The following is a 13,343-nucleotide window of genomic DNA, read 5'->3' as shown; positions in this document are numbered from 1 at the left end:
CTTCCGTGCCCAAATTACTTCTTGGGCGACAGGGTGTATTGTTGTGCCAGGGCCAAAAAGTCCGCCAGCTTGACATCAGCACCGGGCAGCTCCTGAGCCAGAATGTCGGCCACGCGCGGCGCTACGGCAGCGGCCTGGCGCGCATCGAGGAACAGCAGGCGGCAGCGGCGGGCCAGCACGTCTTCCACGGTGCGGGCGTATTCGTAGCGCGCCGCAAAGCGGACCATGGCCTCTGACAGACCATCGACCAGCCACTGGTCTGCACCCTTGAGTACGCGCACGGCTTCGGCCTCTGTGCCGTAGATGTGCTCACCCTGGGCCGCATTCATGCGGTGCTTGACCTGCGCTGGCTGGGGTGCACCCACCAGCGGCATCTTGACGGTAACGCCACCGGCACGTGCGGGCAGGAGCTTTTGCTCAAAGCATTCCTTGAGCACGTCTTCGGCCATGGCGCGGTAGGTGGTCCACTTGCCGCCGGTCACGGTGACGAGGCCGGACTTGCTGGTCATCACCGTGTGCTCGCGGCTGATCTTCTTGGTGTTCTCGCCATCATCGTCCTGTGGCTTGACCAGCGGACGCATACCCACCCAGATGCTGCGCACATCGGCGCGGGTCGGACGGCGGCACAGGTAGTTACCTGCTTCCTTGAGGATGAATTCGATTTCCTGCTCGAAGGCTTCGGGCTCACGCGCCAGGTCGTGGCGGGGGGTGTCGGTCGTGCCCAGAATGACCTTGCCCAGCCATGGCACGGCAAACAGCACGCGGCCATCGGCGGTCTTGGGCACCAGCAGGGCGTGGTCGGTCGGCAGGAATTCGCGGTCCACCACCACGTGCACGCCCTGGCTGGGCGCGACCATGGGCTTGACGGGCTTGCCCAGCATTTCGGCGTCCTGCTGACGGAACAGGTCCACCCAGGGGCCTGTTGCGTTGACCACACACTTGGCATGCACTTCGTAGCGAGTGCCGGTTTCTGCGTCTTCACAGACCACGCCCGACACCTTGCCATCCGTGTGCAGCAACTCCTTGGCGGGGCAGTAGTTCACCAGCAGAGCGCCCTTGGCGGCGGCCGTACGGGCCAGCGCCAGCGCCAGGCGTGCATCGTCGAACTGACCGTCCCAGTACTTCACGCCACCCTTGAGGTGGTCGGTACGCACGGTGGGCAGCAGGCGCAGGGTCTTGTCCTTGCTCAGAAATTCGGTGCGTCCCAACCCATCCTTGCCTGCCAGCGCGTCATACATCTTCAGACCGGCGCCGTAGAAGGGCGTGTCCAGCAGCCTGTACGAGGGCATAACGAATGGCAGAGGTTGCGCCAGGTGGGGCGCATTGTTCAGCAGCGTGGTGCGCTCGTGCAGCGCTTCGCGCACCAGCGAGATATTGCCCTGTGCCAGATAGCGCACGCCGCCATGCACCAGTTTGGTGGCACGCGAGGATGTACCCTTGGCAAAGTCGTGCGACTCCAGCAGACAGACCTTGAAGCCTCGCGCCACGGCATCTACTGCAGTACCCAGACCGGTGGCACCGCCGCCAATAATCAGCAAATCGTAGGTTTCTGGCTGAGCCAAGCGTGCCAGCAGCTCGGCACGGTCAGTGGTCAGGGGCGTAGAAGCAATCGTCATGGCGCTACAAAACTGGGCAAAGGGGCTGAAGGGTAATCAAAAAAAGGCCGTACCAGCGTCAGCCACACACCGATACTGTGCATTCATGCCATATTGTCATGCTTTCTGTTCGTTTGTGATTGGTTTTTTTCGATTTCCGGCGTTTCATGTTCGGTTTTACGATCGCAACGTCGCTTTTTCGTTCATCTTTGTTCTACCGTGATCAGCAATAACAATCCCCGCCAGCTGCGGCTGCTGGAAGAAGTCCGTAACCAACAATCTGCCACGGTGGAACAACTGGCGGAAACGCTGGGCGTGACGCTGCAGACCGTGCGCCGTGACGTGCAAAAGCTCGCGGCCTCGGGCCTGCTGGTGCGCTTTCACGGTGGTGTGCGCGTGCCCAGTGCCACGGTAGAAAATCTCGCGCACACGCGCCGTGAAACGCTCAATGCCGAAGGCAAGGCACGCATTGCCAAGGCCGTGGCTCAGGCGGTACCCAATGGCTGTTCACTGATTCTGAACATCGGCACCACCACCGAAGCCATTGCCAAAGCCCTGCTGCACCACCGCGGCCTGCGCGTGATTACCAACAACCTGAACGTGGCAGCCATTCTGAGCAGCAATGCCGAGTGTGAAGTCATCGTCGCTGGCGGTGTGGTGCGCACACGTGACCGCGGCATCATCGGCGAGACGGCCGTGGACTTCATGCGCCAGTTCAAGGTGGACATTGCCCTGATTGGCATTTCTGCCATTGAAGCCGACGGCACGCTGCGCGACTACGACCTGCGCGAGGTGAAAGTGGCCCAGACCATCATCGAGCAGTCGCGCGAAGTGTGGCTGGCTGCCGACCACAGCAAATTCCACCGCCAGGCCATGGTGGAACTCGCCAGCCTGAGCCAGATTGACCGGTTGTTTACCGATGCTCCGCCGCCCAAGCCTTTTGACCGGCTGCTGGAAGATGCCGAAGTGCAGTGCGTGGTGGCGCAATGAGCAGCTTTACCATCCGCACAGCCCAGCCTGAGGATGCACCCGCCCTGGCCCGGCTGCTGCAAAGCATTGGCTGGTTTGCCAGTTTTGAGACTGGCTGCCCCGAAGACCATGCCGCAGCCATCGCCCCGCTGCTGAAGCCTTGTGAGCGCCAGCTGCAGCTGCTGGCTGTGGACGCACAAGGCCAGGTGCTCGGCTACTGCGCCACCCACTGGCTGCCTACGGCCATCCTGCAGCGCATGGACGCCTATGTGAGCGAGCTGTTTGTGCATGCATCGGCACGCGGCATGGGGGTGGGCGCCAAGCTGCTGGATCAGGCCGTGGCTGCTGCACGCGAGAAGGGCTGCAGCCGCATCTGGCTGGTGAACAATCGAGACCGAGATTCCTACCTCCGGGGTTTTTATGCCCGGCAGGGCTGGCAGGAGCAGCCGCAAGCGGCGCGCTTTGTGCTGCCCCTGTGACTTGCACCTACTGCTTATGACCACCTATTTGCTCGCCTTGGACCAAGGCACTTCCAGCTCCCGCTCCATTGTGTTTGACGCACAGGGCCGCATCGTGGCCTCGGCACAGCAGGAACTCCCGCAGATCTACCCCCGCCCCGGCTGGGTGGAGCATGATCCGCGCGAGATCTGGCGCACACAGCTGAGCACCGCCCGTGAAGCGCTGACCAAGGCTGGCCTGAAGGCCAGCGATATCCGCTCCGTAGGCATTACCAACCAGCGTGAAACCACCATTGTCTGGAACCGCGCCACCGGCACGCCGATTCACCACGGCATCGTCTGGCAGGACCGTCGCGCCGAGCCCACCTGCCAGCAGCTGCGCGAAGCCGGACACAGCGACGCCATCCTGCAAAAGACCGGCCTGCGCATTGATGCCTACTTCTCCGGCACCAAGCTCAAGTGGCTGCTGGACCACAGCCCCGGCGCCCGCGCTGCGGCCGAGCGCGGCGAGCTGGCCTTTGGCACGGTGGACAGCTGGCTGATCTGGCAGCTCACCGGCGGCAAGCGCCATGTGACCGATGTGTCCAACGCCAGCCGCACCATGCTGTTTAACGTGCACACCAACCAGTGGGATGCCGACCTGCTGGCCCTGCTGGACATCCCCGCCAGCCTGATGCCCGAAGTGCTGCCCTCCGCTGCCGACTACGGCCACACGGCAGAAGACGTGCTGGGTGGCGCCATCCACATTGGTGGCGTAGCGGGCGACCAGCAAAGTGCGCTGTTCGGTCAGGCCTGCTTTGAAGCTGGCATGGCCAAGAACACCTACGGCACGGGCTGCTTCATGCTGATGCACACGGGCCAGCAGTTCCAGACCTCAGCCAACGGCCTGCTGACCACCAGTGCCGCCCAGCCCAGCGGCACGCCCCAGTTTGCGCTGGAAGGCAGCGTGTTTGTGGGCGGTGCCGTCGTGCAGTGGCTGCGCGACGGGCTGCGCGCCATTGAGCACAGCGGCCAGGTGCAGCAGCTGGCGGAAAGCGTGCCCGACTCCGGCGGCGTCATGCTGGTGCCCGCCTTTACCGGCCTGGGCGCGCCCTACTGGGATGCCGATGCACGCGGCTCCATCACGGGCCTGACACGCGGCACTACGCTGGCCCACATTGCCCGCGCTGCGCTGGAATCCATTGCCTACCAGAGCGCTGCCCTGCTGCTGGCCATGAGCCGCGATGCCGTGGCCAACGGCGGCGCAGCCGTGAGTGAGCTGCGTGTGGACGGCGGGGCCTGTGTGAACAACTTGCTGATGCAGTTCCAGGCCGATCTGCTGGGCATTCCCGTGGTGCGCCCCGCCTGCGTGGAAACCACGGCCCTGGGCGCGGCCTATCTGGCGGGTTTATCGTCGGATGTGTACCAGAGCACGGAAGAACTCTCGCAGCTGTGGAAGGCCGAGCGCCGCTTTGTACCCACCATGGACAAGGCCCGCGCCGATGAGCTGATGGCACGCTGGGAGCGCGCCGTGCGCCAGACCACTGCCCAGTAAGCCCTGCAACCACTACACAAAAAAGAGCTGCTAGCGCCGACACAATGGACTTTTCAAAGCAAAAAGTATTTGAAAACCAAGCAATACAAGCGCTGGCAGCTCTTGTTTTTTAGAAAGCACTGATATGAGCCAGACATCTTCTACACGGATTGCCTTTATCGGCGGCGGCAATATGGCCAGCGCCATCATCGGCGGGCTGATTGCACGCGGCCTGCCTGCGGCGCAGATCACCGTGGTCGAACCTTTTGAAGCCGCGCGCACTGCGCTGAAGGCCAAGTTCGGCATTGACGCCCTGCCCGCTGCCAGCGATGCGCTGGCTGGCGTGGATCTGGTGGTCTGGGCCGTCAAGCCCCAGACCTTCAAGGACGCGGCAGCGCCCGTAGCGGCCTACACCGCCAATGCCCTGCACCTGAGCGTGGCCGCTGGCATTACCACCGACAGCATTGCCCTGTGGCTGGGCACGGGCCGCATCGTGCGCGCCATGCCCAACACCCCAGCCCTGGTGGGCAAGGGCATGACGGGCCTGTTTGCACGCGCAGAAGTGAACGCCGAAGGCAAGGCGCTGATCGAGCGCGTCATCGGCACCACCGGTCAGTTTGTGTGGGTGGATGCGGAAGACAAGCTGGATGCCGTCACAGCCCTGTCTGGCTCCGGCCCCGCCTATGTCTTTCTGTTCCTGGAAGCCATGACCCAGGCGGGTGTGGACATGGGCCTGAGCGCCGAGCAGGCCTACCAGCTGGCGGTAGCGACCTTTCAGGGCGCATCGGAACTGGCTGCACGTTCGGAGGAGCCCGCCTCCGTGCTGCGCGAGCGCGTCACCAGCAAGGGCGGCACCACCTATGCTGCCCTCACCCACATGCAGGCGAATCAGGTTCCCGAGCACTTTATCGCTGCCATGCGCAAGGCCGAGACCCGAGCCAAGGAGCTGGCCGCAGAATTTGGCAAATAAGCCGCACTGCACCACCAAAACCAAGGGGCCACGAGGGCCCCTTGTTGCATGTATGGCAGCTGCGTTTTACGACTTGCTGCTAATGCGCGCTTTCAGGCGTGCGGCAGAGGCCTTGACCTCGTTTTTCCAGTCCTCCACCTTGTGCTCCCACTTGTCCAGATGCTGCAGTCGCAGCGCACGCACGGCGGCCTGGGCCGCAATGTCATGGGCTTCTTTTTGTGCACGCACTTCCGCCTGCACAGCCTCCAGCGGACGGCGCAGCAAAGTGGCTTCCAGCTGTTTGGCAATGGCATCCACCGCTGCCACATCGGCTTCATCCACCTGGGCAATCAGGGCTGTGCTGCCCTGAGGAATCACGGTGCCAATCTGATCCACCACGCTGGCGCGGTCTTCCGCACGGTCCAGCGCCACGGCGTCACCAAACACCGCGCCATACACGCCGCCCAGCAAAATACCCAGCGGGCCTGCCAGCATGCCCACCAGAGCACCAATCAGCGTGCCGTTCAGGGCCACACGGGCTACAGCACCATCCGAGGCCTGGTCCCGAATGTTCAGCATGCCCTGCGCATCGCGCTGCACCACCACAGCGTTGTGCAGCTTCAGCTGCGGGCCCACGGCATTCTTCAGGAGTGACAGCGCCTCAAAGGCGCGGCTTTCTTCGGCAAAGCTCAGTACGACAACGTTTTGGTCCATGGCAAGTTCCTTGATTGCAATCCGGCGAAAGGGCTAGCAGCCCCACAACTTGAACAGTGTGCATACAGCATGCCTGCACAACTGCCAGAAAATGCCGCATTCGTGACAAAAAGCGACACGCTTCTGGATCTAAGTCAAGCCGCGCGCAGATGACATGCCCTCCGCACGGCCTCACAAGGTCTGACGAGGCTTAACGCAGCGCAAAACCCAGCGCCACGCCCGAAAAAATGGCCATGCCGATGTAGTGGCTCTTGCTGAACGCCACAAAGCAGCCTTCGCGTGAGCGGTTTCGGATCAACGTGAAATGCCAGATCACCTGCGCCGCGGCCACAGCCATGCCCAGCCAGAACGGCCAGCCCAGACCATAGGGCAGCACCGCCCAGATGGTCAGCCCCAGGCACAGCACAAAAAAGCCCATGACCCCCAGCACATCAAAGCGCCCCAGCGTAATGGCCGAGGTCTTGATGCCGATTTTCAGGTCGTCATCGCGGTCCACCATGGCGTATTCGGTGTCATAGGCCAGCACCAGGCACATATTGGCCAACCACAGCACCCAGGCCGTAGTGCCCACCGTACCCACCACCGCCGCAAAGGCAATCAGTATGCCGAAGTTGAACGCAATGCCTAAAAAGGCCTGCGGCATGGCAAAAAAACGCTTGGTAAACGGGTAAAGAATCGTGAACAGCACCGCTGGCACAGACCATGCCACAGCCTCCCAGCGCGTGGAAAGCACCAGAAAGAAAGACACCAGCGTGAGCACCAGGCCCACCATGGCCGCTTCCTTGACGCTGACCTGCCCGCTGGTAATGGGGCGCTGCGTGGTGCGCTTGACGTGCTTGTCAAAGTCGCGGTCGGCAATGTCATTGATGGTGCAGCCTGCACTGCGCATCAGCACCGTGCCCAGCGCAAACACCAGCAGCAGGTGCCAGCCCGGAAAGCCATCGGCCGCAATCCACAGGGCCGCCAAGGTAGGCCATATCAGCACCAGCCAGCCAGCCGGGCGGTTGAAGCGAATCAAATCCAGATACAGCGACAGCTTGCTGCGCTGCACCTCAGGAGAGCTTGGAGAAGTCATACACCTCGGTTCACAAATTGGGGAGTCGCCATACTCTAACCAGCCTGGCGGCGATGCGCAGCCACATGGCGCGCCATGTCTGCGGCGGCAATCACCAGCGACAGCCATGCCAGCCCCAGCAGCCAGCCTGCCAGCACATCACTCACATAGTGGGCACCCAGCACCACGCGGCTCATGCCGACCGACAGCACCACAGCCACGGTCAGTGGCACCACGCCCCGGGGCGGTGCATGGCGGGACATGCTCAGCCACAGCCAGGCCAGCAGGCCATAGCACACCAGCGTACCGGCGCTGTGCCCGCTGGGGAAACTGTAGCCCTGCTCCAGCACCCAGCGCACTTCGGGGCGCTCGCGGCCCACGCTGTGCTTGATCAGACGCACGCACAGCCCCACACCGGCCACACCAACCACCCATGCGCCCATTTGCAGCCATGCTCTGCGCCACAACAGCCAGAAGCTGGCCATGGCGCCCAGCGCAGCCATCCAGACGATGTGGCCAAGCTGTGTCAGCAGCTTGACGGCACCCAGCCAGGGTGCACCTTCCTGCGCCTGCACCCAGGCGGCCACGCGACCATCGATGGACAGCCAGTCCACACAGCCCGCACAGGAGGCTGTGCCACCTCCCTGCGCCATGTTCCAGACCATCCATGCCAGCGGCAGTGCCGCCAGCAGGCCCAGCGCGCACCAGCCATACGCCGCACGCAGCGTGCGCTGTGCGTGCATGTCCCGCACTGGCAGGAGCCAGCGTTCATGCAAAAAAAAGCCGCCAGCGGCGGCTATCAGCAGCAGCGCCAGTAACGGTGCTGCTGCCTGGTCAATCCACTGCATCATGCGTGGCAGTGTGTCGACCACATGCTTACTCTTCCAGCAGCGAGCGCAGCATCCATGCGTTTTGCTCGTGCACGGTCAGGCGCTGTGTCAGCAGGTCAGCCGTAGGCTCATCATTGGCCTTGTCTGCCAGCGGGAACAGTTCGCGTGCCGTGCGGGCTACAGCTTCGTTGCCTTCGACCAGGGTGCGAATCATCTCGCTGGCCTTGGGTGGTGTGACAGGCACATCAGGCAGGCTGGTCAGCTTGCCAAACTGTGCGTAGGAGCCTGGTGCATAGTGGCCCAGCGAGCGGATGCGCTCGGCGATGGGGTCCACAGCGTTCCACAGCTCGGTGTACTGCTGCATGAACATGGTGTGCAGCGTGTTGAACATGGGCCCCGTCACATTCCAGTGGAAGTTGTGCGTGGTCAGGTACAGGGTGTAGGTATCAGCCAGCAGGCGCGACAGGCCGCCGGCGATTTCTTCACGGTCCTTGGTGCTGATGCCAATCTTGATGGGCATGCCCTTGGCGGCCTTGGCCTCAGGGGCTGCAACAGCCTTGGTGGTTTGCTTCTTGGTTTCTTTTGCCATGATGTACTCCTCAATCATGTAGCCCGGCGCAGCAGCATGCCACTGCGTCAGATGGAAGATGTTTTCTACTGTAGCTCAACCCTGTACATGGGGTGGCATTCACAGTTTGCAATGAGCCGAACCCTTGCTCAGGTCAGCAGCTTGGCGCCTGACAGTTCGCAGGCATAGACGGCATTGCGCAGCGCTGCAATCGCCTCATAGCGCGTAAAGCTGCGTCGCCACACCAGCACCACACGGCGCGATGGAGGTTCGTGCCCGTCTTCGTTATGAATGGGCAGATAGCGGATGTGTGGATCATCGGTGGCACGGCGGCGTGGTGACTCCAGCGCTTCCTTGGGCACAGACAGTCGGGGCACCAGCGTCACGCCCATGCCGGCGGCCACCATGTGCTTGATGGTCTCCAGCGAAGAGCCTTCAAAGGTGCGGCGAATGCCTTCGGCATTGCTGGCGTAGCGTGCGAACTCAGGGCAGACTTCCAGCACATGGTCGCGAAAGCAGTGGCCCGAGCCCAGCAGCAGCATGGTCTCGTTCTTCAGATCGGTGGTGGTGACGGCATCCTGCTGCGCCAGCGGGTGGTTGCTGGGCACGGCAGCCATGAAAGGCTCGTCATACAGCGGCGCCATGGCCAGACCGGTTTCAGGAAAAGGCTCGGCCACGATGGCACAGTCAATTTCACCGGTGCGCAGCATCTCCAGCAGCTTGACGGTGAAGTTCTCCTGCAGCATCAGCGGCATCTGCGGCGTCATCTTGATGGAGTTGCGCACCAGCTCAGGCAGCAGATAGGGGCCGATGGTGTAGATCACGCCCAGCGTCAGCGCGCCAGACAGCGGGTCTTTGCCACGCTTGGCAATTTCCTTGATCTCTGCCGCCTGCTCCAGCACGCTCTGTGCCTGACGCACGATGGCTTCACCCAGCGGGGTCACCGAAACTTCACCGGCGCTGCGCTCAAAAATCTTGACGTCCAGCTCCTCTTCCAGCTTCTTGATCGCCACCGACAGCGTAGGCTGTGACACGTAGCACGCGTCTGCGGCGCGTCCAAAGTGCTTTTCGCGCGCAACTGCCACGATGTATTTGAGTTCTGTAAGCGTCATAAGCTTTTGAGATTGCCTATCGAGGTGAAGAATCAATCACCTATTGTGCATTCATGTCAGCGCATGCATGCGCTTTGTAACCAATATCCAGACGAATTTTGGTCTTGTCCTACGCCTTCAGGAACTCAGATTTGGCGCCCAACCAACGCTGGATATGCGCCTGCGCCAGATGCGGGTACTGACTGAGCATGCGTGGTGCCAGCTCGCGTGCCCACTCCAGCAGCGCCACGTCCTTGTCCAGATCGGCAAAACGCAGCAGCGCATCGCCCGACTGGCGCGCGCCCAGAAATTCACCCGGCCCACGGATTTCCAGATCACGCCGCGCAATCTCGAAGCCATCATTGGTCTCGGCCATGGCACGCAGGCGTTCCTTGCCCGTTTCAGACAGCTTGCCGTTGTCCCCCACGGAGTACAGCAGCACGCAGGCCGACGCTGCCGCGCCACGCCCCACACGGCCGCGCAGCTGGTGCAACTGGGACAGGCCAAAGCGCTCGGCATGCTCAATCACCATCAGCGAGGCATTGGGCACATCCACCCCCACCTCAATCACCGTGGTGGACACCAGCACGCCCATCTTTCCGGACGTGAATAGTTCCATGACCGCTTTCTTCTCAGCCTGCGGCATGCGTGAGTGCAGCAGGCCCACCATGACGCCAGGCAGTGCCTCGCTCAGCTCCACGTGTGTGGCCGTGGCATTGGACAGGTCCAGCGCCTCACTCTCTTCAATCAAGGGGCAGACCCAGTAGACCTGCCGCCCCTGTGCGATCTGCGCGCCAATGCGGGCGATGACTTCGTCCTTGCGGCTGTCGGAAATCACCTTGGTCACGATGGGCGTGCGCCCCGGTGGCAGCTCGTCGATCACGGAGACGTCCAGGTCCGCGTAATAGCTCATGGCCAGTGTGCGTGGAATGGGCGTGGCACTCATCATCAGCATGTGCGGCTCCAGCCCCTGGTGGGCGAGCTTCTGGCGCAAGGCCAGGCGCTGCGCCACGCCAAAGCGGTGCTGCTCGTCAATCACCGCCAAGGCCAGGTTGTGGAACTGCACCTGCTCCTGAATCACGGCATGCGTGCCGACCACCAGCGCAGCCTCGCCACTGGCCACCAGCTCCAGCATGGCCGTGCGTTCTTTTTTCTTCTGCGCGCCCGACAGCCAGGCGACCTTTTTGCCAATCGGCGCCAGCAGCGGCTCCAGCCAGCCCACGAGCTTGGCAAAGTGCTGCTCCGCCAGAATTTCCGTGGGAGCCATCAGCGCACACTGCCAGCCGGCCGCAATACACACCATGGCGGACATGGCCGCCACCACGGTTTTGCCCGAGCCCACATCACCCTGCAGCAGGCGGTGCATGGGAATAGCACGCGCCAGGTCCTGCGCAATCTCGCGGCACACACGCTGCTGCGCACCCGTCAGGCCAAACGGCAGCTGCTGCAGAAACTGCTCCACCAGTGTCAGCGTGCCCGCTGCGGGCTGGGGCACCTGCAGCACGGGGGCCTTGAGCGCGGCACGCTCCTGCCGTGCCTGGTATTGCGACAGCTGCTGGGCCAGCAGCTCTTCCGCCTTCAGGCGCTGCCACGCGGGGTGGGTGTGATCTTCCAGCGTAGCCAGTGCCACATCGGGCGTGGGGTGGTGCAGAAATTGAAGCGCCTCGCGCAGTCCCATCAAGGGCTGGAGGCCATTTTCACCCCAATAGTTTTCAATCGGCGGCTGTGCATCGGGCGGCAGGGTCTCCGGCAGCTGCACGCGCTGCATGGCGCTGGCAATGGCGCGCCGCAGATAGGCCTGCGGCAAGCCTGCCGTAGCGGGGTAGACGGGCGTGAGCGCCTGGGGCAGATCGCCCCCTGCGGTCTTGACCACAGGGTGCATCATCTGTCTGCCCCAGAAGCCCCCTTTGACCTCGCCGCGAATGCGCAGCGTCGTACCCACGGCCATGCTTTTTTGCTGCGAGGGGTAGAAGCTGAAAAAGGTCAGCACGCAAGTGCCTGTGCCATCATCCACCGTGACTTTGAGCATGCGGCGCGGGCGCAGCTGCACTTCGCAGTGGGTGACCGTGGCTTCAATCTGCACCGTGTCGCCATCGCGCGCATTGCGCAGCAGGGTGATCCGGGTTTCATCTTCGTAACGCAGGGGCAGGTGCAGCACGAGGTCGATATCGCGCACCAGCCCCAGTTTTTGCATGGCCTGCTGCGCCGGGCTGGGTGCCGTTTTCTTGGCAGGCGTAGAAGAAGAGGAAGGCATGAATCTGAAAGCGTAGGCAAAGCACAGAAGTAAGCACCAAAGGCTAACACGCCCCATCGTGCTTCCATAGGCCATATGCACAGAACATGGGCCCTGCGTGCAGGCATTGGCTGCGCATGGATATTGCAGACCATGACGCCATCACCACGGCGCAGATTTGCGAGAATGCGCGCTTTGATTTTTCCTTGGGACGGGCTTGTCAGGCCCTCAAGAACTCTCATGTCTTCTAGCCACCGCGCTCCTCATACCCTCAGCGATTTTGACTTTGTGCTCCCCGAGCACCTGATTGCCCAACACCCTGCTGCTGAACGCAGTGCCTCGCGTCTGCTCGACGCGCGCGCCCCGGAACTGGTGGACCGCGTCTTCAAGGATCTGCCCGATCTGCTGCATGAAGGCGACCTGCTCATCTTCAACGACACCAAGGTGGTCAAGGCCCGTATCTTTGGCGAGAAAGCCAGCGGCGGCAAGCTGGAACTGCTGATCGAGCGCGTGCTGCAGGGCAATGAAGTCGTGGCCCACATGAAGGTCAGCAAAAAGCCCTTGCCCGGTGCACGCATTCATCTGTGCGGCGGCGTGAAAAACGGCGGCTTTGACGCTGTACTGCTGGGCCGCTGGCCCGATGAAAGCGGTCCGCTGTTCCGCTTTGCGCTGCAGGGCGCCAACAACGAGTCGCCCTGGGAGCTGATGGACCAGTTTGGCCACCTGCCACTGCCACCCTATATCGAGCGCAACCAGAACGCCGAAGAAGACCCGGACGAGGAAGAAGATTCCGAGCGCTACCAGACCGTGTTCGCCAGCCACCCAGGCGCCGTAGCTGCACCCACTGCAGCGCTGCACTTTGACGAAAAAGTGTTGGCTGCGCTGAAAGAAAAAGGCGTGGAAACGGCGGCCGTGACCCTGCACGTGGGTGCTGGCACCTTCCAGCCCGTGAAGGTAGAGAACATTGCCGAGCACCAGATGCACAGCGAGTGGTACAACATTCCGCTGGAAACGCTGGCAGCCTTGGAGCGCTGCCGCCAGCGCCGTGGCCGCATCATTGCCGTGGGTACGACCAGCGTGCGCACACTGGAATCCTGGGCACGCACAGGGCAGATTTCGGGCGACACCAACATCTTCATCACCCCCGGTTTTGAGTTCCGCGTGGTGGACTGCCTGATCACCAACTTCCACTTGCCCAAGAGCACGCTGATGATGCTGGTGAGCGCCTTTGCGGGCTACAAGCACATCATGGACACCTACCAGCACGCCATCCAGAATGAGTACCGCTTCTTCAGCTATGGCGACTCCATGATTCTGGAGCGCCGCCGCTAAGCGCTGGGCTGCATGGCACACACAGGGAGCACTTGCG

Annotated in this window: 12 protein-coding genes; 5 read left to right on the top strand and 7 right to left on the bottom strand. The window is 62.4% G+C overall.

Annotated features, from left to right (window positions below):
- Positions 1-14 precede the first annotated feature (14 nt).
- A complete protein-coding gene (locus tag B5M06_RS06945; protein ID WP_054065028.1) occupies positions 15-1,616 on the bottom strand; it encodes a glycerol-3-phosphate dehydrogenase/oxidase in 1,602 nt (533 codons plus the stop codon).
- Between the two features lie 198 nt (positions 1,617-1,814).
- Here B5M06_RS06945 and B5M06_RS06940 point away from each other — a divergent pair, with 198 nt between their 5' ends.
- The 4 genes from B5M06_RS06940 (at position 1,815) to proC (ending at position 5,505) form a co-directional block, all read left to right on the top strand.
- Entirely contained in the window at positions 1,815-2,585 is a 771-nt protein-coding gene (locus tag B5M06_RS06940) for a DeoR/GlpR family DNA-binding transcription regulator (protein ID WP_114070862.1), read from the top strand.
- Entirely contained in the window at positions 2,582-3,043 is a 462-nt protein-coding gene (locus tag B5M06_RS06935) for a GNAT family N-acetyltransferase (protein WP_054065027.1), read from the top strand. Before B5M06_RS06940 ends, B5M06_RS06935 begins: the two co-directional genes overlap by 4 nt.
- Positions 3,044-3,059: 16 nt before the next feature.
- Complete coding sequence (gene glpK / locus B5M06_RS06930) at positions 3,060-4,556, top strand: glycerol kinase GlpK (protein ID WP_054065026.1); 1,497 nt, start codon at positions 3,060-3,062, stop codon at positions 4,554-4,556.
- A 124-nt stretch (positions 4,557-4,680) separates the two neighbouring features.
- Positions 4,681-5,505, top strand: a complete 825-nt coding sequence (proC, locus tag B5M06_RS06925) for a pyrroline-5-carboxylate reductase (protein ID WP_054065025.1) — start codon at positions 4,681-4,683, stop codon at positions 5,503-5,505.
- A 66-nt stretch (positions 5,506-5,571) separates the two neighbouring features.
- Here proC and B5M06_RS06920 read toward each other — a convergent pair whose 3' ends face one another.
- The 6 genes from B5M06_RS06920 to recG all read right to left on the bottom strand — a co-directional run bounded on the left by B5M06_RS06920 (position 5,572) and on the right by recG (position 11,995).
- Positions 5,572-6,198 (bottom strand): DUF1269 domain-containing protein, encoded by a 627-nt coding sequence (locus B5M06_RS06920; RefSeq protein WP_054065024.1) that lies wholly within the window; start codon positions 6,196-6,198, stop codon positions 5,572-5,574.
- Positions 6,199-6,388: 190 nt separating this feature from the next.
- The gene (gene ubiA / locus B5M06_RS06915) at positions 6,389-7,273 is read right to left on the bottom strand and encodes a 4-hydroxybenzoate octaprenyltransferase (RefSeq protein WP_054065023.1); all 885 of its coding nucleotides are present in this window, start codon (positions 7,271-7,273) and stop codon (positions 6,389-6,391) included.
- Between the two features lie 35 nt (positions 7,274-7,308).
- Positions 7,309-8,124 carry a phosphatase PAP2 family protein gene (locus B5M06_RS06910; RefSeq protein ID WP_240184014.1) on the bottom strand — a complete coding sequence of 272 codons (816 nt, stop codon included), beginning with the start codon at positions 8,122-8,124 and terminating at the stop codon, positions 7,309-7,311.
- Positions 8,125-8,128: 4 nt separating this feature from the next.
- Complete coding sequence (locus tag B5M06_RS06905; RefSeq protein WP_054065051.1) at positions 8,129-8,671, bottom strand: Dps family protein; 543 nt, start codon at positions 8,669-8,671, stop codon at positions 8,129-8,131.
- 128 nt (positions 8,672-8,799) lie between these two features.
- Positions 8,800-9,762, bottom strand: coding sequence for a LysR substrate-binding domain-containing protein (locus tag B5M06_RS06900; RefSeq protein ID WP_054065021.1), 963 nt, complete (start codon positions 9,760-9,762; stop codon positions 8,800-8,802).
- Between the two features lie 109 nt (positions 9,763-9,871).
- Positions 9,872-11,995: an ATP-dependent DNA helicase RecG gene (gene recG, locus B5M06_RS06895; protein WP_054065020.1), complete on the bottom strand. Its 2,124-nt coding sequence runs from the start codon at positions 11,993-11,995 to the stop codon at positions 9,872-9,874.
- Positions 11,996-12,214: 219 nt separating this feature from the next.
- On the opposite strand from recG, the gene queA reads away from it, so the two are divergent.
- Positions 12,215-13,306 carry a tRNA preQ1(34) S-adenosylmethionine ribosyltransferase-isomerase QueA gene (gene queA / locus B5M06_RS06890; protein WP_054065019.1) on the top strand — a complete coding sequence of 364 codons (1,092 nt, stop codon included), beginning with the start codon at positions 12,215-12,217 and terminating at the stop codon, positions 13,304-13,306.
- Positions 13,307-13,343: the final 37 nt, after the last annotated feature.

Origin of the sequence: Comamonas kerstersii, from assembly GCF_002056725.1 — a bacterium.
Taxonomy (GTDB): Bacteria; Pseudomonadota; Gammaproteobacteria; order Burkholderiales; family Burkholderiaceae_C; genus Comamonas; species Comamonas kerstersii.
Note: the sequence above shows the minus strand (reverse complement) of the source record. Positions and strands in the feature narration are given on the sequence as shown.